At 68.8% G+C, this 24,265-nt stretch carries 21 protein-coding genes; 6 read left to right on the forward strand and 15 right to left on the reverse strand.

What is annotated here, in order from left to right; all coding sequences use genetic code 11:
- Positions 1–11: 11 nt before the first annotated feature.
- From FHW12_RS05450 to FHW12_RS05460, 3 genes are read left to right on the forward strand one after another with little or no spacing between them, the layout of a single operon-like run.
- A complete protein-coding gene (locus FHW12_RS05450; RefSeq protein WP_259392892.1) occupies positions 12–773 on the forward strand; it encodes an HvfA family oxazolone/thioamide-modified RiPP metallophore in 762 nt (253 codons plus the stop codon).
- A gap of 1 nt (position 774) precedes the next feature.
- Positions 775–1,650 (forward strand): HvfB family MNIO-type RiPP peptide maturase, encoded by an 876-nt coding sequence (locus tag FHW12_RS05455; protein WP_182529936.1) that lies wholly within the window; start codon positions 775–777, stop codon positions 1,648–1,650.
- The gene (locus FHW12_RS05460) at positions 1,634–2,410 is read left to right on the forward strand and encodes an HvfC family RiPP maturation protein (RefSeq protein WP_182529937.1); all 777 of its coding nucleotides are present in this window, start codon (positions 1,634–1,636) and stop codon (positions 2,408–2,410) included. Before FHW12_RS05455 ends, FHW12_RS05460 begins: the two co-directional genes overlap by 17 nt.
- Positions 2,411–2,445: 35 nt before the next feature.
- On the opposite strand, the gene FHW12_RS05465 is transcribed toward FHW12_RS05460, so the two are convergent.
- On the reverse strand, positions 2,446–3,351 hold the full coding sequence (locus FHW12_RS05465) for a sensor domain-containing protein (protein WP_182529938.1): 906 nt from the start codon (positions 3,349–3,351) through the stop codon (positions 2,446–2,448).
- The gene (locus tag FHW12_RS05470; RefSeq protein WP_182529939.1) at positions 3,348–3,707 is read right to left on the reverse strand and encodes a PadR family transcriptional regulator; all 360 of its coding nucleotides are present in this window, start codon (positions 3,705–3,707) and stop codon (positions 3,348–3,350) included. The genes FHW12_RS05465 and FHW12_RS05470 overlap by 4 nt, the downstream gene beginning before the upstream one ends.
- Before the next feature lie 135 nt (positions 3,708–3,842).
- Between FHW12_RS05470 and FHW12_RS05475 the strand changes: the two genes are divergently transcribed.
- Positions 3,843–5,414: a tetratricopeptide repeat-containing sulfotransferase family protein gene (locus FHW12_RS05475; protein WP_182529940.1), complete on the forward strand. Its 1,572-nt coding sequence runs from the start codon at positions 3,843–3,845 to the stop codon at positions 5,412–5,414.
- 3 nt (positions 5,415–5,417) lie between these two features.
- On the opposite strand, the gene FHW12_RS05480 is transcribed toward FHW12_RS05475, so the two are convergent.
- A complete protein-coding gene (locus tag FHW12_RS05480) occupies positions 5,418–7,184 on the reverse strand; it encodes a glucan ABC transporter ATP-binding protein/ permease (protein WP_259392894.1) in 1,767 nt (588 codons plus the stop codon).
- A 121-nt stretch (positions 7,185–7,305) separates the two neighbouring features.
- Between FHW12_RS05480 and FHW12_RS05485 the strand changes: the two genes are divergently transcribed.
- The gene (locus FHW12_RS05485; protein WP_182529942.1) at positions 7,306–8,019 is read left to right on the forward strand and encodes a PDZ domain-containing protein; all 714 of its coding nucleotides are present in this window, start codon (positions 7,306–7,308) and stop codon (positions 8,017–8,019) included.
- A gap of 78 nt (positions 8,020–8,097) precedes the next feature.
- On the opposite strand, the gene FHW12_RS05490 is transcribed toward FHW12_RS05485, so the two are convergent.
- From FHW12_RS05490 to FHW12_RS05510, 5 genes are all read right to left on the reverse strand, one after another.
- Entirely contained in the window at positions 8,098–12,492 is a 4,395-nt protein-coding gene (locus tag FHW12_RS05490; RefSeq protein ID WP_182529943.1) for a beta strand repeat-containing protein, read from the reverse strand.
- A 67-nt stretch (positions 12,493–12,559) separates the two neighbouring features.
- Positions 12,560–13,069 (reverse strand): GNAT family N-acetyltransferase, encoded by a 510-nt coding sequence (locus FHW12_RS05495; RefSeq protein ID WP_182529944.1) that lies wholly within the window; start codon positions 13,067–13,069, stop codon positions 12,560–12,562.
- A gap of 8 nt (positions 13,070–13,077) precedes the next feature.
- Complete coding sequence (locus FHW12_RS05500; protein ID WP_182529945.1) at positions 13,078–13,596, reverse strand: phage tail protein; 519 nt, start codon at positions 13,594–13,596, stop codon at positions 13,078–13,080.
- 9 nt (positions 13,597–13,605) lie between these two features.
- The gene (locus FHW12_RS05505) at positions 13,606–14,124 is read right to left on the reverse strand and encodes a phage tail protein (protein WP_182529946.1); all 519 of its coding nucleotides are present in this window, start codon (positions 14,122–14,124) and stop codon (positions 13,606–13,608) included.
- Between the two features lie 9 nt (positions 14,125–14,133).
- Complete coding sequence (locus FHW12_RS05510; protein WP_182529947.1) at positions 14,134–14,649, reverse strand: phage tail protein; 516 nt, start codon at positions 14,647–14,649, stop codon at positions 14,134–14,136.
- A 143-nt stretch (positions 14,650–14,792) separates the two neighbouring features.
- On the opposite strand from FHW12_RS05510, the gene FHW12_RS05515 reads away from it, so the two are divergent.
- Positions 14,793–15,197: a DUF6916 family protein gene (locus tag FHW12_RS05515; RefSeq protein ID WP_182529948.1), complete on the forward strand. Its 405-nt coding sequence runs from the start codon at positions 14,793–14,795 to the stop codon at positions 15,195–15,197.
- Between the two features lie 4 nt (positions 15,198–15,201).
- Here FHW12_RS05515 and FHW12_RS05520 read toward each other — a convergent pair whose 3' ends face one another.
- The 7 genes from FHW12_RS05520 to nusA form a co-directional block, all read right to left on the reverse strand.
- A complete protein-coding gene (locus tag FHW12_RS05520) occupies positions 15,202–15,507 on the reverse strand; it encodes a DUF6916 family protein (protein WP_182529949.1) in 306 nt (101 codons plus the stop codon).
- Between the two features lie 95 nt (positions 15,508–15,602).
- Positions 15,603–17,705 (reverse strand): polyribonucleotide nucleotidyltransferase, encoded by a 2,103-nt coding sequence (gene pnp / locus FHW12_RS05525; protein ID WP_182529950.1) that lies wholly within the window; start codon positions 17,703–17,705, stop codon positions 15,603–15,605.
- A 215-nt stretch (positions 17,706–17,920) separates the two neighbouring features.
- The gene (gene rpsO / locus FHW12_RS05530) at positions 17,921–18,190 is read right to left on the reverse strand and encodes a 30S ribosomal protein S15 (RefSeq protein ID WP_182529951.1); all 270 of its coding nucleotides are present in this window, start codon (positions 18,188–18,190) and stop codon (positions 17,921–17,923) included.
- A gap of 216 nt (positions 18,191–18,406) precedes the next feature.
- Entirely contained in the window at positions 18,407–19,342 is a 936-nt protein-coding gene (gene truB, locus FHW12_RS05535; protein WP_182529952.1) for a tRNA pseudouridine(55) synthase TruB, read from the reverse strand.
- 34 nt (positions 19,343–19,376) lie between these two features.
- Positions 19,377–19,721 carry a 30S ribosome-binding factor RbfA gene (gene rbfA / locus FHW12_RS05540; protein WP_182529953.1) on the reverse strand — a complete coding sequence of 115 codons (345 nt, stop codon included), beginning with the start codon at positions 19,719–19,721 and terminating at the stop codon, positions 19,377–19,379.
- On the reverse strand, positions 19,721–22,357 hold the full coding sequence (gene infB / locus FHW12_RS05545) for a translation initiation factor IF-2 (RefSeq protein ID WP_182529954.1): 2,637 nt from the start codon (positions 22,355–22,357) through the stop codon (positions 19,721–19,723). The genes rbfA and infB overlap by 1 nt, the downstream gene beginning before the upstream one ends.
- Positions 22,358–22,483: 126 nt before the next feature.
- Complete coding sequence (gene nusA, locus FHW12_RS05550) at positions 22,484–23,977, reverse strand: transcription termination factor NusA (RefSeq protein WP_182529955.1); 1,494 nt, start codon at positions 23,975–23,977, stop codon at positions 22,484–22,486.
- Positions 23,978–24,265 lie beyond the last annotated feature (288 nt).

The raw sequence follows: 24,265 nt of genomic DNA on the forward strand, positions 1-24,265 counted from the left end.
ACCCGGTGGCGATGGTGCTGCGCTGCATCGTTGCCGGCGTCGTGCAAGGAAACGCCCGCGATCGCGGTCTTGATCGGCGTACCGGCACATTGCAGCGCAGCAATCGACGAAGCGTTCGCCCGCAGCGGCGAAGCGTGACATCGGGAGCGACCGTTGCGGGTCGAATACGCCGCGTTAACGCGAACGCGATTAACGTAGAGAGGCCAGTCGCCGGACGCTCGGCGCAAACCAGGGGCATGCGCCCCATCATCCATACGGAGATCACTCGAATGTCCAGCAAGATCGGCAACACCCTCAGCGTCGCGATCGGCGCAGCGTTCATCGGTTCGCTTTCGCTGAGCCAGCTCGCCGCGGCCAGCCCGGCGTTCCAGGCCAGCGACCTTGCGACGGGCTACATGCTCGCGGCCGCCGGCGAAGGCAAGTGCGGCGAAGGCAAGTGCGGCGTCGAGAAGATGGACACCAACAAGGACGGCAAGGTGTCGATGGAAGAAGCGAAGGCGGCGAAGATGGCCGACCTCGAGAAGCACTTCAAGGACGTCGATACGAACGGCGACGGTTTCGTCGACAAGGCGGAAATGGACGCGCACCATGCCGCGATGAACAAGAAGGGCAAGGAAGCGTCCTGCGGCGGCGACAAGAAGAAGGCCGAAGGTTCGTGCGGCGGCGACAAGAAGAAGGCGGAAGGTTCCTGCGGCGGCGACAAGAAGAAGTCCGCCGAGGGTTCGTGTGGCGGCCACAAGGACGCCGAGGGCAGCTGCGGCGGCGCCCGCTGAGATGCCCATCCGTAGTCCCGCGCTGCACGGTGCAGGACTCGGCCTGCGGCGGGCCCTGTTGGGCCCGCTGCAGGAACACCTCGCGACCGCCGCCGAGGCGGAGCCGCGCGCGATCGATTTCTTCGAGATCGCACCGGAGAACTGGATCGGCGTCGGCGGCAAGCTCGGCCGCAGCCTGCGCGAGCTGACCGAACGCCATGCGTTCGTCTGCCACGGCCTGTCGCTCTCGCTCGGCGGACCCGAGCCGCTCGACGAAACGCTGCTCGCACGCATCCGCCGCCTGCTCGATGCGCACGGCATCGGGGTCTATTCCGAACATCTGTCGTACTGCTCCGACGACGGCCACCTGTACGACCTCATGCCGATTCCGTTCACCGACGAGGCCGTGCACCACGTCGCCGCACGGATCCGCCAGACGCAGGACGTGCTCGGCCAGCGCATCGCGGTCGAGAACGTGTCGTATTACGCGGCACCGTCGCAGGCGATGACGGAGATCGACTTCGTCAACGCGGTGCTGCGCGAGGCCGACTGCGACCTGCTGCTCGACGTCAACAACATCCACGTCAACAGCGTGAACCACGGCTACGACGCCGGCGCGTTCCTCGACGCCCTGCCCGGCGAACGCGTCGCCTACATCCACGTCGCCGGCCACTACGTCGAAGCGCCGGACCTGCTGGTCGATACGCACGGCGCGGCGATCATCGACCCGGTCTGGCAGCTGCTCGCGCGCGCGTACCGCAACTTCGGCGTGCGGCCGACGCTGGTCGAACGCGACTTCAACTTCCCGCCGCTCGCCGAACTGATCGGAGAGGTGCACACGATCCGCACGATCCAGGCCGACCACGGGAGCGCGAGTCGCGATGCGCGCAGCGCCTGAGGCCGGCTCCACCCGCGCGGCGCAGTACGCGTTCGCCGCGCACATCCGCGATCCGCTGCGCGCGCCGGCACCGCCCGACGTCGAACCGCGCCGCATGGCCGTCTACACGGAACTGTTCTTCAACAACGTGTCGAACCTGCTCGCGGCGAACTTCCCGGTGATCCGGCGCCTGCACGACGACACGGCCTGGGAAGCGCGCGTGCGCGCGTTCTACCGCGACCATCGCGCGCGCACGCCGTTGTTCACCGAGATCGCGCGCGAGTTCATCCGCCATCTCGAAGCACGCGCCGACGCCGGTGCGGGCGATCCGCCGTTCCTGGTCGAACTTGCGCACTACGAATGGAGCGAACTCGCGCTCAGCCTCGACGAAGCCGACGTGAACGCGCCCGGTTGCGACCGCGCCGGCGACGTGCTCGCCGGCGTGCCCGTTCTGTCGCCGGTCGCGCGCCTGCTCGCCTACCGCTGGCCGGTGCACCGCATCGGGCCCGACTTCATCCCCGACGAACCCGCACCGCAACCGGTGCTGCTGCTGCTCGTGCGCGACCGCGACGACGAGGTGCGCTTCATCGAGATCGACGCGCTCTCGGCGATGCTGGTCGAGCGCCTCGGCGCGAACCGGCACCGCACGGGCGCCGGCTGCATCGACGACCTGCTCGCCGAACTGGGCCGCGCGGGCGATCCGGCGCTGCTGGCGTCCGGTGCGGCGATCCTGAACCACCTGCGCACGCGCGACGTGATCCTCGGCACCGCCGTCGCCTGAGCGGTCGCGTGGCCGCGATCGACCGTGACCGCCCGCTAGCCCGACGCCGACTTCACGAGCAGGTGCTTGGCGAGCGCGCCCTGCAGGTGGCCGACGCCGCGCGCGAGGTGGAGCACCGCGAACGGCAGCACGATCCCGAGCAGCAGCGCGAGCGGCATGATCACGAGCGGCGGCACGACCGACTGGCCGTCGAGGTAGATGCCGCCCTCGATGACGCCGAACTGCGCCAGCACGAGCGCGAACGGCCCGGCGATCATGCCGATCGACAACGTGATGCCGACCACCGCGAGCGTGAAGTAGAGGATGCCGAGCGGCAGCATGAGCACCATGTACAGCAGCGTCGACCACGTGCGCGGATCGGTGAACATCGCGGTGATGCGCGCGCGCCAGGACAGCTCGCGGTCGGTGTACGGCGGCCGCCGTGGCATGCGCTCGCCGAGCATGACCTCGATGATGCGTCCCTCGACGAGCGCGAGCACGCGCACGGTACCGAAGAACAGTACTGCGAACGCGATGCCGAAGATGAGGATCGACAGGCCGAGCGAGAGCGACAGGCCGGTCACCGCCCAGGTGAAGTAGAAAATGCCGGTCGCGAGCGACAGCAACATGTAGAACAGTGCGGCGTACGCGCGCGGATCGCCGGCGACGCCGAAGAAGCGGCCGATCGCGCTACGCCGCGGCGGCGGCGGCGGCGGGCGCAGCGCCTGCTGCACCACCTGCTCCTTGTCGACGTAGATCGCGGCGACCTCTTCCGGCGCACCATAGCTGTTGGCAATCTTCGCGAGCACGTCCGCTTCGGACTTGCCCGGGTTCTCGGCGAGCTCGGCGCGCAGGTGGTCCTCGGCGTCGTAGAGCGCGTCCTGGATCAATGCCGGGTCGGCGCCGCCGAGCGCGGCGCGCAGCTGGTCGAGGTATTCCCTGATCGTACGTGGCGTGCTCATGTGCCCTCCAGCACGGTGTCGACGAAATCGCGGGTCGCGGTCCAGGCGTAGCTCCATTCATCGAGGACGCGGCGCCCGAGCGGGGTGATGCGGTAGTAGCGGCGCGGCGGGCCCGCGACCGACGGCTCGACCTCGCTCGCGAGCAGGCCGGCCGAATCGAGGTTGCGCAGCACCGGGTACAGCGCGCTCTGCTTGCCGCTGAGCACGCCCTCGCCGGTCTCATCGAGCTGCTTGGCGATCTGGTAGCCGTACATCGGCGACCGTGCGCGCGCGAGCACCGCGAGCAGCACGAGCGAAACGATGCCGGCGCTCAGCTCCTTGTGGAACTTCCACAGGTGGGTTTCGGTGGCGACCATGCCATGCCCTTCATGTCTGCATAGGCTCAGGTGGACTATAGTGTTTACTTCGCACTAGCAGACGGGCCGGAAGTCATGCCCACGCCCGGCCGCCCGGGGCATGGTCTAATGGGCGTTTCCCCGCACGGCCCGCACATGATCGATCGACTCGACGGCCTTTCCGGAATGGCACGCCAGCTGCTGCAGGAGGCGACCGCGGCGCTGCAACGACGCGACGCGGCGACGACCCTGCAGCGCGCGACCGCGCTGCGCGCGCTCGCGCCGAAGCATCCGGAGTCGCTGCGCCTGTTCGCGGCGATCGCGCGACTGCAGGGCCGCGCCGACGACGCGGTCGCCCTGCTCCGCGAAGCCGTGGCGGCGCGTCCGGACGACATGCTCGTGCTCGGCAACCTCGCCCACGCCCTGGCCGAACGGAACCTGCTCGACGAGGCGGCCGACCTGCTGCGCCGCTGCGTCGCGCTGGAGCCCACGCAACCCGCGCATGCACTCGCACTCGCGCAGATGCTCGAGCGCATGAACGACGCCGAGGCCGCGTCCAGGGTGCTCGGCGAACTGCTGGAGCGCGAGCCGACGTCCGTACCCGCGCGGCTCGCCCTCGCACGCATGCATTTCATGCTCGGCCGGACCGACGACGCGGTGGCAGAATATCGCCGCGTACTCGCCGACGCGCCGGACACGGTGGCTGCGTGGTACGGCCTGTCCAACCTGCGCGAACCGCCGTTCGACGCGCGCGACGTCGCGGCGATCGAACGCCTGCACGCGCGCACCGACCTGCCCGACCACGCGCGCGCTTCGATCGGCTTCGCGCTCGCGCGCGCCTACGAGGCGAGCGACCGGCACGCGGATGCGTGGCCCGTGCTGGTCGCGGCGAACACGACCTGGCGCCGGCGCCAGCACTGGGACGGCGCGAGGATGTCGCAGCACGTGCGCGCGACGACCGCCGCATTCGAGACGCTGCCTGCGCGCGACGACGACCAGCGCGGTACGGGCCTCGTGTTCATCGTCGGCCTGCCGCGCACGGGTTCGTCGATCGTCGAACAGATCCTCGCCGCGCACCCGGACGTGGCCGCGGGCGGCGAGCGACTCGACGTGCCGACGATCATCCGCGAGGAATCGGAGCGGCGCGAGCGCGATTTCCCGGGTTGGGTCGCCGAAGCGAGCGACGACGACTGGGCCCGCCTCGGCCGCAGCTACCTCGAGCGCATCGACGCGCAGCGCGGTGGACGGCGCGTGTTCACCGACAAGGGCCTGCTGAACTGGATCTACCTCGGTGCCTTGCAGCGCATGCTGCCGGGTGCACGCTTCGTCGACTGCCGGCGCGACCCGCTCGAGACGTGCCTCGCCTGCTACCGGCAGATGTTCGCGCGCGAGCTCGGCTTCACCTACGACATCGAGGACCTCGCGCGCTTCTGGCACGACTACGACGAGGCGATGCGCCACTGGCGCGCCCGACACGGCGACGCGGTACTCGAGGTATCGCACGAGCGCCTCACCGCGGAGCCGGAACCGCAGATCCGCCGTCTGCTCGAATTCTGCGCGTTGCCGTTCGACGAGCGCAGCCTGCGCTTCCACGAGTCGGCGCTGAGCGTGCGCACGCTCAGCGCCGACCAGGTACGCGAGCCGTTGCGCCCGAACACCGCGCGCGCGCACCTGTACGGTGCACAGGTCGACCGCCTGCGCGCACTGCTCGCCGCGCGCGGGGACTGACCGTCATCCGCCTTCGTCCTCGGCGAAGATCGGCGTGTCTTCCGCATCGGCGACGAACTGGCCCTGGCCGTCGAGTTCGGCGAACAGGCCGCCGAGCGCGACGAGTTCGTCGTAGCGGCCCTGTTCGACGAGTTCGCCGTTCTTGAGGACCAGGATGATGTCCGCGTTGCGCACGGTCGTGAGCCGGTGCGCGATCACGAACGTCGTGCGGTTGCGCGTGAGCGTGCCGAGTGCGCGCTGGATGCGCGCTTCGGTCGCGTTGTCGAGCGCGCTCGTCGCCTCGTCGAGGATGAGGACCGGTGCGTCCTTGAGCATCGCGCGCGCGATCGACAGGCGCTGGCGCTCGCCGCCCGACAGCGAGCGGCCACGCTCGGCGACGAGGGTCGCGTAGCCTTCCGGCTTGACGACGATGAAGTCGTGCGCCTCGGCCGCGCGCGCGGCCGCTTCGATCTCCTCCTCCGTTGCGTCGGGGTCGCCGACGCGCAGGTTGTCGGCGATCGAGCGGTAGAGCAGGCCCGGATCCTGGAACACGACCGCGATCGCGTGGCGCAGCGAGTGCAGGCTCACCGTGCGGATGTCGATGCCGTCGATCGTGATGCGGCCTTCGCTCGGATCGTAGGCGCGGTACAGCAGGCTGAGCGCGGTGGTCTTGCCGGCACCGGTCGGGCCGACCAGCGCGACGGTACCGCCCGCACGCACGCGGAACGAGAGGTTCCTGAGGGCCGGATGCGACGCGTCGTAGCCGAACGACACGTTCTCGAACGCGACTTCGCCGCGCACCCGCGGCAGGTCCGGCACGCCCGGCTGCTCCTGCAGCGTCGCCGGCGTGTCGAGCACGGCGAAGAAATCGCCGAGCGAGTGGGTCTGGAAGAAAAGCCCGGATACGAATCCGGCGAACTGCTCGAGCCGACCGATCAGCATCATCGCGAAACCGACGAAGCTGACGATCGCGCCGACCGTCACTTCGCCCTTGAGGTTGAGCGAAGTGCCGAGCGTGAAGATCGCGACGATCGTGAGCGTGCTCGCGGCGCGGTTCGCGACCGACAGCCAGGCCCAGCCGCGCAGCACGGGATACTGTGCCGCGAGTGCGCGCCTCATCATGTCGCGGATCGCGGCGACCTCGGCGGTCAGGCGCACGAAGCTCTGCACGACGAGTACGTTGCCGAACACGTCGCCGGCGCGCTCGGAGATCTCGTGGTGCAGTTCCTCGACCTCGCCCTGCGCCTTGTGCGTCTTGCGCATCGCGATCGCGTTGAACACCGCGAAGCTGACCATGAGCATGATCATCAGCAGCGCGAGCTTCCAGTTGATGCGCAACGCGAGCGGCACCATCACGACGATCGACAGCAGGGTCGCGAGGTGCTCGCGGAAGAAGCCGAGCCAGAGGCCGAACAGGTTCGCGCTACCGCCGTGCATGATGCGCAGCAGGCGTCCCGTGTGGTGCTGGCCGTGGAACGAGAGCGGCAGCGCGATCGCGTGCTCGAAGAAGCTCGCGATCGCCGCCTGGCGCCGCCGGTGCGCCAGGCGGTCGGCATACAGCGAGACCCACACGCTCGCGACGACACCGCCGAGGCCGACGCCGGCCCATGCCCAGATCAAGCGCCAGGCGCCTTGCTTCTCGGGTGCGGCGAGCGCATCGACGACCTTGCCGAACAGCCACGGCTCGAGGAAATACACGCCGGCGAGGGCGAGATTGGCGAGCGCGAGCGTCGTCGCGAGCCATTTCTCGGGCGCGAGCAGCGCGATGACGCGGAAATAGATGCGCAGCATGGACACGGGCACGATTCCGTCGGCACGTTGCATGAATCGTAGCAAACGCGCGTACACGCGTCGGCTTGACCCGCGGTGGCACAGGGCGAGAATCAGGGTTCCCCTGCCAGCGGACGTCGCCATGCTCCGTCGCCTCGCCCTGTTCGCCGCGCTCGCCCTCGCCGGCTGCGCGGTCGCACCTTCGCACGGTCCGCCCGGCTCGCCCGATGGCGAGGCACGTCGCGCCGGGATCAGCTACGAACCCGCGCCCGGCCGCGATGCGCAGACGGTCGCGCGCATGCGCGCGGTCGCGCCGCCCGAGGCGGCGACGATCCAGCCGGCGCGCGACGGCGAGGACGCGCGCCTTGCCGCGCAGGGTTACGTGCGCATCGGCCGCGGTCGCTTCCCGGTCGAACGGATCGGCCGCGATCGCGAAGGCGACGCGCGCGACGAGGCGTTGCGCCAGGCATCCGCGAACGGCGCCGAGCGCGTGCTGCTCGCGCCTCCGCGCGACGGCGTCGACGCGGCCTGGATCGCCGACTACTACGTGCGCTTCCGGCTGCCGTTCGGCGCGTCGTTCCGCGACCTGCGCGAGCGCGAACGCGAGACGCTCGGTGCGCAGGGAGGCGTCGCGATCGGCGCGGTCGTCGGCGGCACACCGGCATCGCGCGCGAACCTGCTCACCGGCGACTACGTGCTCGCGCTCAACGGCAAGGCGGTCGCCGATCGCGCCGACTTCCAGCAGCAGCTCCAGCGCAACGCCGGTCGCACCGTCACCCTCACGCTCGTGCGCAACGGCGAGACCCTGCAGCGCGCGGTGAAACTCGGCGCGATGCCCGCCGGCACCGACGAGTGACCCTGCGCCGATGGCGCGGCGGTCGCCGCGCCGTCGCGGGCCGGTGGAGCGCACGCTCCAACGGCCCGCGAAACCTCGTTACTCGCCGCAGGTGCGCGGCGAGGTCTGCGCGACGATCGCGGGCGACACGCCGTCCGGCAACGCGAGTTCGAGCGAAAGCTGCGCGCCTTCGAGCAGCAACACGGAATGATCCCCCGTGGTCGCGATGCCGAGCGCGAGCGAAGCACCCGCGCGCGTCGGTGCCCACGCGGTCGCGCGTTCGGCGCCATTCCGATCGACCGCCACCAGGCGTATCGACGGCGTCGCGTCGATGTTGAGGCGGTCGATGCGGAAGCCCGTCGCCGCCTCGCCACGCGCGACGAGCACGGTCTCGACGGCCGCCGTGGGCGGCGTGTGCGGCAGTTCGAACATGCGCGTCGTGCCGAGGTCGAAGTGCTGCACTTCGTCGGCCGCGGGTGCGCAGGCGAGCGTGCTGTCGTCGGCGGCGCCGGTTTCGGCGCCGTCGCCGTAAGGCACGTCCATGCCGGTGCGGAAGATCACGATCGTGTCGTGATCGGTCGCGCTCGCCGGCGACGGACCGCCGACGTTGACCGTGTAATCGATCAGGCCCGTCGGTGCGTCGACGCGCACCGGCGCAGTGACGACCCAGGTCAGCGTGCGGCCCGGCGGCAAGGCGACGCCGGTGTCGTTCAGCGCACCGGACCCGCTCGCCTGGCAGACCGCACCACCACCGGCACCGTGGCAAGCCCACGACGTCGACACCGTGTCGATCTGCGGCGGCGAGGTGTTCGCGACGCTCACGCCGGTGGCCATTCCCTCGCCGTCGTTGGTGACGCGCACGAGATAGGTGAGCAGCATGCCGTAACGCACGTAGTCACGATTGTCGGTGACGCTCACGACGAGATGCGGAACCGGCGGCGCGCAGGTCACGGCGACGTTCGTGACGTCCGCGCCCGCGAGCGTGCCGCTGCCGTTGGCGACCGTGCACACCTGGGTCGGCCCGGTCGGCTGCTGCGAGACCGTGACCGCGTATGCACTGAGGTCGTCGAGCGGCTGGGTGAACACGAACGGACCGTTCGCCGCGATCGGCAGGTCGTTCGCGCCGTTGAGGCGCAACGCGAGGCCGGAGCCGACGAGGCCGCTGACGCTGCCGCCGATCGTGTGCGTATCGATCGCGAAGTTCGCGACCACCGTGCAGTCGGCCGTGACGGCGTTCGTCGTGTAGGCGTTGCCAGCGAGGTTGCCGCCGCAGGTGCCGGCGACGCCGACGATGTGGTAACTCGATGCCGGCGTGAGCGTGAACGTCGTCGTCGCGCCGTGATCGATGCTCTGCGGCGTCGACGGGCTGATCGTGCCGTTGCCGGTGCCGACGCTCGGCGTCACCATGTGCGTGTCGATCGCGAAGCTCGCGATCACGGTGCAGTCGGCGGTGACGGCGTTCGTCGTGTAGACGTTGCCGGCGAGATTGCCCCCGCAGGTGCCGGTCACGCTACCGACGTGGTAGTTCGCAGCCGGCGTCAGCGTGAAGCTCGTCGTCGCACCGTGGTCGACCGTCTGCGGCGTCGACGGCGCGATCGCACCGTTGCCGCCGTTCACGCTCGGTGTCACCACGTGCGTGTCGATCGCGAAGCTCGCGACGACCGTGCAGTCGGCAGTCACGGCGTTGGTGGTGTAGACGTTGCCGGCGAGGTTGCCGCCGCAGGTGCCGGTCACCGTGCCGATGTGGTAGTTCGCGGCCGGCGTCAGCGTGAAGCTCGTCGTCGCGCCGTGATTGACCGTCTGCGGCGTCGACGGCGCGATCGCGCCGTTGCCGCCGTTCACGCTCGGCGTCACCGTGTGCGTGTCGATCGTGAAGCTTGCGATGACCGAGCAGTCGGCGGTAACGGCGTTGGTGGTGTAGACGTTGCCGGCGAGGTTGCCGCCGCAGGTACCGGTGACCGTGCCGATGTGGTAGTTCGCCGCCGGCGTCAGCGTGAAGCTCGTCGTCGCACCGTGGTTCACCGTCTGCGGTGTCGACGGCGCGATCGCGCCATTGGCGCCGTTCACGCTCGGCGTCACCACGTGCGTGTCGATCGCGAAGCTCGCGATCACGGTGCAATCGGCGGTGACGGCATTCGTCGTGTAGACGTTGCCGGCGAGGTTGCCGCCGCAGGTACCGGTGACCGTGCCGATGTGGTAGTTCGCCGCCGGCGTGAGCGTGAAACTCGTCGTCGCACCGTGGTTGACCGTCTGCGGCGTCGACGGCGCGATCGCACCGTTGCCGCCGTTCACGCTCGGCGTGACCGTGTGCGTGTCGATCGCGAAGCTCGCGATCACGGTGCAGTCGGCGACGATTGCATTGGTCGTATAGACGTTGCCGGCGAGATTGCCGCCGCAGGTGCCGGTCACGCTGCCGACGTGGTAGTTCGCGGCCGGCGTCAGCGTGAAACTCGTCGTCGCGCCGTGGTTGACCGTCTGCGGCGTCGACGGCGCGATAGCGCCATTGCCGCCCGTCACGCTCGGCGTCACCGTGTGCGTGTCGATCGCGAAGTTGGCGATGACCGTGCAGTCCGCGTTCACCGCGTTGGTCGTGTAGACGTTGCCGGCGAGGTTGCCGCCGCAGGTGCCGGTCACGCTGCCGACGTGGTAGTTCGCGTTCGGCGTCAGCGTGAAGCTCGTCGTCGCACCGTGGTTGACCGTCTGCGGCGTCGACGGCGCGATCGCACCGTTGCCGCCGTTCACGCTCGGCGTGACCGTGCGCGTGTCGATCGCGAAGCTCGCGATCACCGTGCAGTCGGCGACGATCGCATTGGTCGTGTAGACGTTGCCGGCGAGGTTGCCGCCGCAGGTTCCGCCGACGCTCGCGACGTGATAGTTCGCATTCGGCGCCAGCGTGAAGCTCGTCGTCGAGCCATGGTTGACCGCGACCGGCACCGACGGATTGATCGTGCCGTTGCCACCGGAAACGCTCGGCGTGACCATGTGCGTGTCGATCGCGAAGTTCGCGACGACCGTGCAGTTCGCGACGATCGCGTTCGTCGTGTAGGTATTGCCGGCGAGGTTGCCGCCGCAGGTGCCGCCGACGCCGGTGATGTGGTAGTTCGCCGCCGGGGTCAGCGTGAAGCTCGTCGTCGCACCGCTGTTCACCGTCTGCGGCGTCGACGGCGAGATCGCGCCATTGCCGGTGCCGACGCTCGGCGTCACGACGAACGTCGCCGGCACGAACGTGGCGACGCAGGTGCGCGCGCTCGTCATCGCGACGGTCGTGACCGGATTTGAGCCGCCGACGCAGGCGCCGGTCCAGCCGCTGAACATCTGGTTCGCGTTCGGCGTCGCGGTGAGCGTCACGGTCGGCTGCAGCTCGCCGTCGTAGTAGGCGATGCACGTGCCGGTGCAGTTGCTGATGCTGCCGATCGTCGGCACCGGTGTCGCACCCGCCGACACGCTGCCGCTACCGTTGACGTTCACGGTCAACGGAAACTGGCGGTATTCGACCGCGCCGATGTCGCAGTTGTTGCCTTGTGGGCGCGTGAAACCGCGCTGGTCGGTCGCCGTGCACGGCGTGCCGCTCTGCTCGAGCAAGGGACTGGCCAGTTGCGGCAGTCGCGTCGGCGTCGCGCCGCCGTTGTTCGCGAGTGCGCCGAGCAGCGGATTGGTTCCGTCCGCGAGATCGCTCGCGACGTAGCCGATGCCGTCGCCACGCGCCTGCACGAGGTTGCGGCCGCCCGAAGTCAGGCCGCCGCCGAACGCACCGTGCACGTCCGGATTGACCGGCGTACCGCCGCCGGTGACGCCGCCGCCGATCACGCTCGCAGTGAGGGTTAGGGCCGCGCTGGCGCTGCCCTTGTAGAGGTTGCCGCCGCTTTCGCCGGCGCTGTTCGCGCTGATCGTGCTGGACGTGATCGACGCCGTGCCTTCGTTGAAGCTCACGCCGCCACCGCTGCATGCATTCGCGGTGTTCGAGGTGATCGTGCTGTTCGAAATCACCAGGGTCGAACCGGCGGTTTCGCTACGGATCGCGCCGCCACCCGCACACCCGGCATCGGTGACCGCATTGCCGCTCAGCGTGCTCGTGCGCACGGTCAGGGAACCGGCGTTGTAGATCGCGCCGCCGGCGTCGCCGGCGTTGTTCGCATTGAAGACCATGCCGTCGAGCGCGAGCGAGCCGAGGTTGTTGATCGCGCCGCCGCGACCGCCCGCGCCCGCGTTCGCCGCCGTGAGGGTGAGGCCCGACACGTTCACCGTCGACCCCGCCAGCACGGCGAAGATGCGGCTGCTGTTGTTGCCGCTGACGGTGACTTGGTTCGCAGCGGGGCCGGTGATCGTGGTGCCGGTCGGGATCGTGATCGGGCCCGTGGTCAGCGTGATCGTGCCGGTCACGCCGAACGTGACCGTGCCGCCGGCGGCGACGACGTTGCGAAGGCTGCCGGCGCCGGAGTCCGCGGTCGTCGTGACGGTGCCGGCCAGCAAGGGCCCCGCGCCGAGCAGGAGCACGAGGCTCGTTGCGATCCGTCCCAAGCGAAGTCGCGTCGATGCGAAGTTCATAGGTGCTTGCCCCTGTTCAAGCAGCCCGCTCCGCGTGCTGCGCACGCGGCCGGCGTTCCATCAAGCGGTAGATCGGTCCGGCATCGCCATGGAACTCGAAGCCGTGGCGGAGATACAGATGCTGCGCCGGATTCGCGTGCTCGACGTGGATGCGCATGGTGAGCGCGTGCGCATCCGCTTCGCGCGCGAGCGCGTCGAGCAGGCGCGTGCCGATGCCGCGGCCGCGATGCTCCGGCAGCAAGGCGATGTCGATGATGTCGAGCGCGCCGGGCCGGCGCTCCACGTACAGGCGCCCGACGTCGCGCCCGTCGCAGGTGACGACCTGGAAGCGCGTGGTGTCGTAGTTGCGCCAGTAGTCGGTGCGCTGCGCCTCGTGCTGCATGCGCAGGAACGCGTCCTGTTGCGCGTCACCCCAGCCGAGCGGCGCCAGTTCCTCCAGGCGCGTGCCCGCGTAGACGCGATAGAGGAACGCATCGTCGTCGGGACGCAGGTCGCGCAAGGCGAGGTCCGGCGGCGATGGCGCCATGATGGTATTCACGAGCGGGACGGGTAGATGCCCTGCATCGCGATGCAGAAATTGATCACGAGGTAGGGCTGCAGGTTGTTGTGCGGCTGGTTGCCACCGGCCAACGACGTGCTTTGCGGCGACAGCTGCGCATTCGGGGCGGTGCCGCCGATGTAGATGCTCTGCGCACCTTGTGCGAGCGACGCGCCCGCCGCGTTCGCGCGGTCCGCGCGCGAACTTTGCGCGCCGAGCAGGTGGTTGTGCTGCGGGATCTGAGCCGAGATCAGCGTGACGCCTTCGCTGCCGCCCTGCTCGCCGATGTCGCGCAGCGACAGGCCAGGCCCCTGGCCGATGTGCATGGGCGAGCGCGACTGCAGGTTGGGCAACGCGAAGTTGGTCGTGCCGTTGCCACCGTAGAAGGTGCCGAGCAGCGAGAACAACGCGGTGTTCTGCGCGATCGACAGGATCTGGCCGTTGCACAGGGCCCAACCGCGCGGCGCGAAATTGCAGCCGAACATGCGGATCTCACCGAGGAAGGGTTGGGACATGGCCGGTGCTCAGCTGCGGGAAGGAAAGATGCCTTCGAGGGCGATCACGAAATTGACGCACAGGTACGGCTGCAGGTTCGGATGCGGCAGGCTGCCGCCGGCGAGCGCTACTTCCTGCGTCGACATCGACACCGCGTTGCTCGTGTCGTGCGTGTACACATCGGCTTCGCCCGACGCGAGCATGTTTCCCGACGGGGAACTCGTGCGTCCACCGTCGCGTGCGACGACCACGCCGTGCTGGTGCATCGGCAGCTGGGTCGAAATCAGCGTGACCGACTCGACGCCGGTCGATTCGCCGATGACGTAGCTGCTGAGTCCCGGCCCCTGGCCCTGGTGCAACGGCAGGCGGCCGCGCAGGTCCGGCAGCGCGAACGTCGACTGGCCGTCGCCACCGTAGATGGTTCCGACCAGCGCGAACAATGCCGAGTTCTGCGCGATCGAGATGAGCTGGCCGTTGCACATGGCCCAACCGCGCGGCGCGAAGTTGAAGCCGACCATGCGGATTTCACCAAGGTAGGGTTCGGACATGGCGCGCGCTCAGGAACGGGACGGGAATACGCCCACGAGGGCGATCGCGAACGTGACGGTGAGCAGCGGCTGCAGGTTCGCGTGCGGCTGGCCGCCGCCGCTCAAGGCCGTGCCGTTCGCGAGCGTCGTCGTCTGCGTCGGACCGCTGCGGTAGGGTTTGCTCGTCGTCGGTGTCGCGAGTACGGCGTTGGCGGGTCCACCGGACGGCGCGCCGCTGTTCGCAGTCAGCGAATGCTGGTGCGCGGGCATCTCGGAGACGATCAGCGTGTGGTTTTCCTCGCCGCCGACTTCGCCGAGATTGCGCGGCGAAAGGCCTTGCCCCTGCCCCCAGTGCATCGGAACACGCGACTGCAGGTTCGGCAGCGCGAACGTGGTCTGGCCGTTGCCGCCGTAGGTCGTGCCGAGCAGGGAGAACAGGGCGGTGTTCTGCGCGATCGGCAGAATCTGCCCGTTGCACATCGCCCAGCCGCGCGGAGCGAAGTTGAACGAGAACATGCGTATCTCGCTCAGAAACGGTGTGGTCATCGCGATGTCCCCTGTCGATCGCCCGGCGTCGCCGGTCGACCCGTGCATGGTAGGCGCTCGGCGGTCGCGAACTCAAGCGCGCCGCGATTGCGCCGCCGCGTCGGCGGGCAGTAGACTCGCTCGCGTTCCAGGGGGAGTGAGCCATGCCGCAGCGCCGTCGATTCCTGCTCCAGCTGGGTGCCGCCTCGGTGGCCCTGTCGCTCGGCAAGGCCGGGGAAGCGCTTGCGGCGGCCGCCGCGCCTTCGGCCGACCTGAGCGTATCCGCGTTCGCACCGCTGATCGGCCGGGATTTCAAGCTCGTGCGCGACGGCACGGCGAGCGACCTCAAGCTGGTCAAGGTCGTCCCGCTGAAGAACGCGAAGGGCTATGCCGACGAGAAGCGCGCGCTCGAGCGCTGCTTCACCCTCGTTTTCCGCAGCGAACAACCTTCCGTGCTCGCCGAGGGCATCTACGAGTTCAGTTCGTCCGGCCGCCTCGGCTTCAGCGCATTCATGTCGCCGATCCTCGGTGACAAGCGCAGCTACCAGGTCGTGTTCAGCCAGGGCTGAGCGTTCACGCGATCGCGCGGTTGAAACACGCTTCGTACACGACCTGGCCGCCCTCGATGCCGATCGGCACGAGGAAGATCGCTCGCGCCGGCTCGCCGTCAAACACGACGTCGTAGAGGCCTTGCCGCGGCTCGCCGTCGGCACGGAACAGCAGCGCGAACTGTTCGTAGCCCTGGCGCTCGCGGCGCTCGCCGACCTCGCTGAGCGTGCCGGCGAGCGCGCCCGCACCGTCCGCCGCCGGCGACGGCGTCAGTCGGCACGCGCGCCCGGCCAGCGCGGCGAAGTCTTCATGGCGCATCGATGCGGTCATCACGGAACTCCCGGCGAACGCGAAGTCTAGCAGCGCACCCGAAATGAAAAAGGCGGGCACGTGGCCCGCCTTTTCGTCCTTGCGGAAGGGTGCGATCAGCCCGCGCCTTCTTCCTCGGCGACCGCCTTCATCGACAGGCGGATGCGACCCTGCTTGTCGACTTCGAGCACCTTCACCTTGACGATGTCGCCTTCCTTGAGCTTGTCGGACACCTTCTCGACGCGCTCGTTGGAGATCTGCGAGACGTGCACGAGGCCATCCTTGCCCGGCAGGATCGTCACGAACGCACCGAAGTCCATCAGCTTGGCGACCTTGCCTTCGTAGATGCGGCCCGGTTCGACGTCGGAGACGATCTGCTCGATGCGCTTCTTGGCCGCCTCGCCCGCGTCGCGGTTGACCGAGGCGATGATCACGGTGCCGTCGTCGTTGATGTCGATCGTCGCGCCGGTCTCGTCGGTGATCGAGCGGATCGTCGCGCCGCCCTTGCCGATGACTTCGCGGATCTTGTCCGGGTGGATCTTCATCGTGATCAGGCGCGGCGCGTACTCGCTCATTTCCGCACGCGGCGTGCTGATGACCTTGTTCATCTCGCCGAGGATGTGCAGGCGACCGCGCTTGGCCTGCTCGAGGGCGACCTTCATGATCTCCTCGGTGATGCCGTCGATCTTGATGTCCATCTGCAGCGCGGAGATGCCGTCGGCGGAACCGGCGACCTTGAAGTCCATGTCGCCGAGGTGGTCCTCGTCACCGAGGATGTCGCTGAGGACGACGAAGTTGCCGCCTTCCTTGACGAGGCCCATCGCGATGCCCGCGACCGGCGCCTTCAGCGGCACGCCCGCATCCATCATCGCGAGCGACGAACCGCACACCGACGCCATCGACGAGGAACCGTTCGACTCGGTGATCTCCGAGACCACGCGCAGCACGTACGGGAACTGGTCGATCGCGGGCTTGACCGCCTGCACGCCGCGCTTGGCGAGGCGGCCGTGGCCGATCTCGCGGCGCTTCGGCGCACCGAAGCGGCCGGCTTCACCGACCGAGAACGGCGGGAAGTTGTAGTGGAACAGGAACGGATCCTTCGATTCGCCTTCCGGCGCGTCGATGATCTGCGCGTCGCGCGTGGTGCCGAGCGTGCAGACGACGATCGCCTGCGTCTCGCCGCGCGTGAACAGCGCGGAACCGTGCGTGCGCGGCAGCACGCCGACGCGGACGGTGATCGGGCGCACGTCGTCGAGGTTGCGGCCGTCGATGCGCACCTTGGTGCTGAGCACGCTGTCGCGCATCGTGCGGTATTCGAGTTCGGCGAATTCCTTGCCGAGATCCGCGGCGGCCCAGCCCTTCTGCTCGGCTTCGCCCTTCAGCGATTCGAGCACGTCGGCCTTGATCGCGGCGATCGCGTCGCGGCGCTGCAGCTTGTCGCGCACCTGGAAGGCTTCGGCGAGCTTGCTGCCGACCGCGGCCTTGAGCGAAGCGACGAGCGCGTCGTTGCGCGACGGCGGCTGCCAGTCCCACGACGGCTTGGCGGCTTCGGTCGCGAGTTCGGCGATCGCGCGGATGACGACCTGCATCTGCTGGTGGCCGAACACGACGGCGCCGAGCATGACTTCTTCGCTGAGCAGCTTCGCTTCGGATTCGACCATCAGCACCGCGTTCGCGGTACCGGCGACGACGAGGTCGAGGTCGGACGCCTTCGTTTCGGTCGCGCTCGGGTTGAGCAGGTACTTGCCGTTGGCGTAACCGACGCGCGCGGCGCCGATCGGGCCCTTGAACGGGATGCCGGCGAGGCTGAGCGCGGCCGACGCGCCGATCATCGCCGGGATGTCGCCGTCGACTTCGGGATTGAGCGAGAGCACCTGCGCGATGACCTGCACTTCGTTGCGGAACTCTTCCGGGAAGAGCGGGCGCACCGGGCGGTCGATCAGGCGCGAGGTGAGCGTTTCCTTTTCGGTCGGGCGGCCTTCGCGCTTGAAGAAGCCACCGGGGATGCGACCGGCCGAGTAGAACTTCTCGACGTAATCGACGGTGAGGGGGAAGAAGTCCTGCCCCTCGCGTGCCTTCGGCGCCGCCACCGCGGTCACGAGGACGACGGTGCCGCCCATGCTGACCATGACCGCGCCGGTTGCCTGGCGGGCGATTTCGCCCGTCTCCAGCGTGACCGTATGCGCGCCGTACTGGAACGACTTGGTTACTTTCGCCACGTTGTTAGTCCTGTCTGGAAAGGCGCATTCCCCGTGGAACGCGCTCGTGCTTCACTTGAAGAGTGCGGCCATGGATGGCCGCTCTGGAATTTCATGCTGCGTGCAACGCATTCGCCCATGAAACGGCCCGGTGGGCAGCGTTCATGGACGAACGCACAAACAAACGAGCGGCCCCGCACCCACCATCGACGTATGTCGGAGCCGCATGTACGTGCTTAGCGGCGAAGACCCAAACGTTCGATGAGCGACTTGTAGCGCTCGGCATCGGCCTTCTTGAGATAAGCCAGCAGGCTGCGACGCTGGTTCACCATCTTGAGCAGGCCGCGACGCGAATGATGATCCTTGTCGTGGTCGGCGAAATGCTTGGACAGGTGCTCGATGCGCGCGGACAGCAGAGCGACCTGCACTTCCGGCGAACCGGTATCGTTCTTGCCACGACCGTAATCGGCGATGATCTTGCTGGTTTGTTCAACGGAGAGGGACATGATGTCTACCTTTTGATGGAACATACGGCGCGGGTCAGCCCGGGCGTTCAGTCCGAGCGCAAGCCGCGTCAGGAAACCCCGGCCATGCCGGGACGAAACTAAAGCTCCCTATTCTAACCCGTTTCCCGGGCGAATGGCGCGCAAAATCCGCGGGACGCGCCGGCATCGGCGCTCGCCGGCCCAGCCCCGCTCGAGCGCCGAACGACCCCCGGATGCTCAGGCCGACGCCGGGGCCACCGGGCCTGGATTGAACCCGCGCCGCACGCGCATTTCGCCGGCCCCGTCGATCTCGACCAGCGCGACGAGCCGCCCGGCCGGGTCGATCGCGCAGGCGAGCGGCATCGCGGCCACGCCCGCACGCAGCGGGCGTCGCCCCTGCGCGAGCAAGGTCGCCTCCGCCGCCGACACGTCGAGCTGCGGCAATGCAGCCAGTCCCCGCTCGATCGGCAACAGGCAGGCGTCGAGCGCAGCCGGACCGTCCGCGGCGGCCAGTGCCTCGAGCCGGTCGAGAGTGAACATCGCCGGCTGCATGAACGGCTCGACCCAGAGGCGTCGCAGCAGCGTCACGTGCGCGCCGCAACCGAGCCGCTCGCCGAGGTCGCGCACGAGGCTGCGCACGTAGGTGCCCGACCCGCATTCGACCTCGAGGCGCAGGCGGTCGCCCTCGCGTCGGACCAGCTCGAAGCGGTCCACGTCCACCTCGCGCGGCGGCGCGGCGACGTCCTCGCCGCGGCGCGCGCGCCGGTACAGCGGTTCGCCGCCCTGCTTGAGCGCGGAATAGACCGGCGGGACCTGGGTGATGCGGCCGGTCAGTGGTGCGGCCGCCGCGCGGATCGCCGCGTCGTCGAGCAGCGGGACCGGACGACGCTCGACCACCTCGCCTTCGGCGTCGTCGGTCGTCGTCGTCGCACCGAGCACGCATTCGGTCACGTAGGCCTTGCGCGCGCCGAGCAGGAGCCCGGCGATCTTCGTCGCCTCGCCGAAACACAGCGGCAGCAGGCCGGTCGCGAGCGGATCGAGGCTGCCGGTGTGGCCGGCCTTGTCGGCGCGGAACAGGCGGCGCGCCTTCTGCAGGGCCTGGTTCGAGCTCAGCCCGGCCGGCTTGTCCAGCAGCAGGATGCCGTGCACGTCCCGCCACGCGGACTTGGCCATCGGGATTCCTCCTCGGCGACGCGGATCGCGGCGATCAGGAGTCGCCGCGCAGCAGCGTCTCGATGCGCTCGCCGCGATCGACCGAATCGTCGTAGCGGAAACGCAGCTCCGGCACGCGGCGCAGCTTCATCGTGCGCGAGAGTTCGCGGCGGAATTCCTTCGCGAGTTCGTTCAGCGCAGCGACCGCTTCCGGCCCCTTGTCGCCAAGCAGGGCCGTGACGTAAACGGTCGCGACGTCGAGGTCCTTGGTGACCTCGACGTCGGACACGCTCACCGATGGCAGGGCGTGCTCGCGCACGGCGGCGTGCACGAGCAGCGCGATCTCGCGGCGCAGTTCCGCCGAGACGCGATCGGAGCGATTGAACGCCTTGGCTGGCATTACAGCGTCCTCGCGACCTCGATGCGCTCGAAGCACTCGATCTGGTCGCCCGGCTTGACGTCGTTGTACTGCTTCACGCCGATGCCGCACTCGGTGCCGTTGCGCACCTCGTCGACGTTCTCCTTGAAGCGACGCAGCGACTCGAGTTCGCCCTGGAAGATCACCGTGTTGTCGCGCAGCACGCGGATCGGCTTGTGCCGCTTGACCGTGCCTTCGATGACCATGCAGCCGGCGACCGCGCCGAACTTCGAGCTGCGGAACACCTCGCGCACCTGCGCGACGCCGATGATCTCCTCGCGCACTTCCTTGCCGAGCATGCCGGTCGCGACCTGCTTCACCTGGTCGATGACGTCGTAGATGATCGAGAAGTAGCGCAGGTCGAGGCCGTTCGCCTCGATGATGCGACGCGCGGACGCGTCGGCGCGCACGTTGAAGCCGATGATCACCGCCTTCGACGCGGCGGCGAGCGTCGCGTCCGATTCGGTGATGCCACCGACGCCGGACGCGATCACGTTGACGCGGATCTTCTCGGTGGTGATCGCGGTCAGCGATTCGCGCAGCGCCTCCGCCGAACCCTGCACGTCGGCCTTGACGACGAGGTTCAGGCTCAACTGGCCCGTGCCCTCGCCCATCTGCGCCATGATGTCTTCCATGCGGTTGCCCGCCTGCTTGACCAGGCGCGACTCGCGGCGCTTGTGCTGGCGCTGCTGCGCGACTTCCTTGGCCAGGCGTTCGTCGGCGACGACGACGAAATCGTCGCCCGCCTGCGGCACCCCCGACAGGCCGAGCACCTGCACCGGAATCGACGGACCCGCCGACTCGACCTGCTGTCCGGTTTCGTCGAACAGCGCGCGCACGCGGCCGTATTCGACGCCGCACACGACGAAGTCGCCGCGCTTGAGCAGGCCCTGCTGCACGAGCACCGTCGCGACCGGGCCGCGGCCCTTGTCGAGGCTCGATTCGATCACCGCGCCGCTCGCGCGGCCGTCCGGCACCGCGGTGAGGTCCATGACTTCGGCCTGCACCGAGATCGCGTCGAGCAACGCGTCGACGCCCATGCCGGTCTTCGCCGACACCGGCACGAACTGCACGTCGCCGCCCCACTCCTCCGGCACGACTTCATGCTGCACGAGGCCCTGCTTGACCGTGTCCGGGTTGGCGTCGGTCTTGTCCATCTTGTTCATCGCGACGATCAGCGGCACCTTCGCGGCGCGCGCATGCTGGATCGCTTCGATCGTCTGCGGCATGACGCCGTCGTCGGCCGCGACCACGAGCACGACGATGTCGGTCGACTGCGCACCGCGTGCGCGCATCGACGAGAACGCGGCGTGGCCGGGCGTGTCGAGGAACGTGATGACGCCCTTCGGCGTGTCGACATGATACGCGCCGATGTGCTGCGTGATGCCGCCCGCTTCGCCGGCAGCGACCTTGGTGCGGCGGATGTAGTCGAGCAGCGACGTCTTGCCGTGGTCGACGTGGCCCATGATCGTGACCACGGGCGGGCGCGTGGCCTTGTCGCCTTCGTCGCCTGCCTGCTGTGCGAGCAATGTCGTCTCCGCGCTGGTGTCTTCGGCCGCGACCACCTTGTGGCCGAGTTCCTCGGCGACGAGTACCGCGGTGTCGTGGTCGATCGCCTGGTTGATCGTGACCATCACGCCCATCTTGAACAGCGCCTTGACCACGTCGGCGCCCTTGACCGCGAGCTTGCCCGCGAGGTCGGCGACGGTGATCGAGTCGCCGACCGCGATCTCGCGCACGACCGGCGCGGTCGGTCGCGAGAACGCGTGCGCGGGGCCACTGCGCGACTGCTCGGCCTGGCGCGTCTTCGGGCGCTTGCGGCCGGTGCGCCGCGCCGCGCCTTCACGCGACAGGTGCAATTCGTTGCCGAAGTAGCGCGGGCCGCTGTCGTCGGCGACGCCGTCGTCGCGCATCCGGTGCGAACCGTGCTTGGCCTTGTGGCGATGCGGCGCATCGGCCGCGGCGCCATTGCTGGGGGTTTCCCGCGCGCGCTCCGGGCGCGGGCGCTCCGCCGCCGCGGCGCCGGCTTCGCGCGGTGCGGCAGCCGGCTGCTCCGCCGGAGCGGCCGTGGTTTCGACCTTCTGCTCTTCCTCGGTGCGCCGGCGCGTCTCTTCCTCGGCGGCGGTGCGACGCGCGTCTTCGGCGGCGCGCATCTTCGCGTCTTCCTCCTGGCGACGGCGATCGGCGTCCGCGCGCGCGCGGTCTTCCGCTTCGCGCTTGAGCTGCGACTCACCGAGCTTGCGCAGGGCATCCTCGCGCTCGGGATCGACCTGCTGCGATTCCTCGACGGAGCTGCGCTTGACGTAGGTGCGCTTCTGGCGCACTTCGACGTTGACCGTCTTCGCGCTCGCGCCGCGCTGGCCCGGTACCACGGTGATCTCGCTGACCGTGCGCCGCTTCAGGGTGATCTGCTTCGGCGAGGACGCGGTTTCGGCAGGCGCCTCTTCCTTCTTGCCGTGCGTGCGGCGCAGGAATCCGAGCAGCTTCACCTTCTCGGTGCTGCTGATGACCTGGTCGGGATCGGAGAACTTCATGCCCGCTTCGCCGAGCTGCGCGAGCAGTTTGTCGACCGGTGTGCCGAGGACCTTGGCCAGTTGTTTGATCGTGACGTCCGACATCGATTTGGTACTCCGTGGCCCTGCGACGCGTGCGGTGGTGATTCCGTCCGGCGGCGCCTCGCACCGGCGCCATCCGTGTTGGTGTGTTGCCGGCGGCGCGCACGCGCGCCGCTCGTCGTGCGCCGGTTACGCGGCGGCACCCTCGCGCGCGGCCATGATCAGCGCCGCCGCCTGGTCCTCGTCGATGCCTTCGAGGCCGAGTTCCATGAACTCGTCCGTCGCGAGGTCGGCGAGGTTCTCGCGCGTGACGATCCCGTGCGAGGCGAGTTCGAACGCGAGGCTTTCCTCCATCCCTTCGACCGCGAGCAGGTCGTCGGACGGCTTGTGCTCTTCCATTCCTTCTTCGACCGCGAGCGCGTCGGTGAGCAGCGCGTCGCGCGCACGCGCACGCAGCTCCTCGACGATGTCCTCGTCGAAACCCTCGATGCCGAGCAGTTCTGCGGTCGGCACGTAGGCGATTTCCTCGACCGTCGAGAAGCCTTCCTGCACGAGGATCTGCGCGATCTCGCCGTCGACTTCGAGCTTGGCGATGAACAGGTCGCGCGCGGCGGTCTGTTCGGCTTCGCTCTTCTGGCGCACCTGGTCGGCGGTCATCACGTTGAGCTGCCAGCCGCTCAGCTTGCTCGCGAGGCGCACGTTCTGGCCGCCACGGCCGATCGCCTGCGACAGCTTGTCTTCGGCGACCGCGATGTCCATCGAGTGCTTTTCCTCGTCGACGATGATCGACTGCACTTCCGCCGGCGCCATCGCGTTGATGACGAACTGCGCCGGATTGTCGTTCCACAGCACGATGTCGATGCGCTCGCCGTTGAGCTCGTTCGACACCGCCTGCACGCGCGAACCGCGCATGCCGATGCAGGCGCCGATAGGGTCGGTGCGATGGTCGTGCGCGAGCACGGCGATCTTCGCGCGGTCACCCGGATCGCGCGCGCACGCCTTGATCTCGACCAGGCCCTGGCCGACTTCCGGCACTTCGAGCTTGAACAGCTCCATCATGAGTTCCGGCGCGGTGCGCGACACGAACAGCTGCGGGCCGCGCGGCTCCGACTTCACTTCGTACAGGTAACCGCGCAGGCGGTCGCCCGTGCGCACGGCTTCGCGCGGGATGCTGCGGTCGCGCGGCACGAACGCCTCGGCATTGCCGCCGAGGTCGAGGTAGATGCTGCCGCGCTCGACGCGCTTGACGATGCCGGTGATCAGCTCACCGACGCGATCCTTGTAGGCGTCGACGACGAGCGCACGCTCGGCTTCGCGCACGCGCTGCACGATGACCTGTTTCGCGGCCTGGGCCGAGATGCGGCCGAAGTCGGGATTCTCGATCTGCTGCTCGACGAAACCGCCGACGTCGATGCCCTCGACCTCGTCGACCGCGTCCATGAGGCGGATCTGCCGGTCCGGCGATTCCATCACGACGTCATCGGCGACGACTTCCCAGCGGCGGAACGTCTCGTAGTCGCCGCTGTCGCGGTCGATCGAGACGCGCACGGAGACGTCCTCCTCGGCGTAACGCTTCTTCGCGGCGGACGCAAGCGCGGCCTCCATCGCTTCGAAAATGACGCCTCTCGGAACGCCCTTCTCGTTGGCGACCGCATCGACGACCAGCAGCAGATCTTTGCTCATTGTTGGGCTCCTCGGAACGGCATCGCTACCGCCCGAACGACGACTTCAATCCTGTTTGTTACCGCTTCGGCCGACCGGGTCGACCGGGCCTCTCGCTTCGTTGGGTACTTCGGTATTGCTTCCATAACCCCGCCCGTCCTTCGGACGGGCCGCCCCCTTGACTCAAGGGGGCTTCATCTTCGGCATCCGGGTGGCATCGCTACCGCCCGAACGACGACTTCAATCCTGTTTGTTACCGCTTCGGCCGACCGGGTCGACCGGGCCTCTCGCTTCGTTGGGTACTTCGGT

It is taken from the genome of Dokdonella fugitiva (genome assembly GCF_014138265.1).
Classification (GTDB): Bacteria; Pseudomonadota; Gammaproteobacteria; order Xanthomonadales; family Rhodanobacteraceae; genus Dokdonella_A; species Dokdonella_A fugitiva_A.

Coding starts and splice junctions, on each gene's coding strand:
- FHW12_RS05450 (WP_259392892.1), top strand. CDS start 12: ATGGTGCTGCGCTGCATCGTTGCCGGCGTCGTGCAAGGAAACGCCCGC.
- FHW12_RS05455 (WP_182529936.1), top strand. CDS start 775: ATGCCCATCCGTAGTCCCGCGCTGCACGGTGCAGGACTCGGCCTGCGG.
- FHW12_RS05460 (WP_182529937.1), top strand. CDS start 1,634: ATGCGCGCAGCGCCTGAGGCCGGCTCCACCCGCGCGGCGCAGTACGCG.
- FHW12_RS05465 (WP_182529938.1), bottom strand. CDS start 3,351: ATGAGCACGCCACGTACGATCAGGGAATACCTCGACCAGCTGCGCGCC.
- FHW12_RS05470 (WP_182529939.1), bottom strand. CDS start 3,707: ATGGTCGCCACCGAAACCCACCTGTGGAAGTTCCACAAGGAGCTGAGC.
- FHW12_RS05475 (WP_182529940.1), top strand. CDS start 3,843: ATGATCGATCGACTCGACGGCCTTTCCGGAATGGCACGCCAGCTGCTG.
- FHW12_RS05480 (WP_259392894.1), bottom strand. CDS start 7,184: ATGCTGCGCATCTATTTCCGCGTCATCGCGCTGCTCGCGCCCGAGAAA.
- FHW12_RS05485 (WP_182529942.1), top strand. CDS start 7,306: ATGCTCCGTCGCCTCGCCCTGTTCGCCGCGCTCGCCCTCGCCGGCTGC.
- FHW12_RS05495 (WP_182529944.1), bottom strand. CDS start 13,069: ATGGCGCCATCGCCGCCGGACCTCGCCTTGCGCGACCTGCGTCCCGAC.
- FHW12_RS05500 (WP_182529945.1), bottom strand. CDS start 13,596: ATGTCCCAACCCTTCCTCGGTGAGATCCGCATGTTCGGCTGCAATTTC.
- FHW12_RS05505 (WP_182529946.1), bottom strand. CDS start 14,124: ATGTCCGAACCCTACCTTGGTGAAATCCGCATGGTCGGCTTCAACTTC.
- FHW12_RS05510 (WP_182529947.1), bottom strand. CDS start 14,649: ATGACCACACCGTTTCTGAGCGAGATACGCATGTTCTCGTTCAACTTC.
- FHW12_RS05515 (WP_182529948.1), top strand. CDS start 14,793: ATGCCGCAGCGCCGTCGATTCCTGCTCCAGCTGGGTGCCGCCTCGGTG.
- FHW12_RS05520 (WP_182529949.1), bottom strand. CDS start 15,507: ATGACCGCATCGATGCGCCATGAAGACTTCGCCGCGCTGGCCGGGCGC.
- rpsO (WP_182529951.1), bottom strand. CDS start 18,190: ATGTCCCTCTCCGTTGAACAAACCAGCAAGATCATCGCCGATTACGGT.
- truB (WP_182529952.1), bottom strand. CDS start 19,342: ATGGCCAAGTCCGCGTGGCGGGACGTGCACGGCATCCTGCTGCTGGAC.
- rbfA (WP_182529953.1), bottom strand. CDS start 19,721: ATGCCAGCCAAGGCGTTCAATCGCTCCGATCGCGTCTCGGCGGAACTG.
- infB (WP_182529954.1), bottom strand. CDS start 22,357: ATGTCGGACGTCACGATCAAACAACTGGCCAAGGTCCTCGGCACACCG.
- nusA (WP_182529955.1), bottom strand. CDS start 23,977: ATGAGCAAAGATCTGCTGCTGGTCGTCGATGCGGTCGCCAACGAGAAG.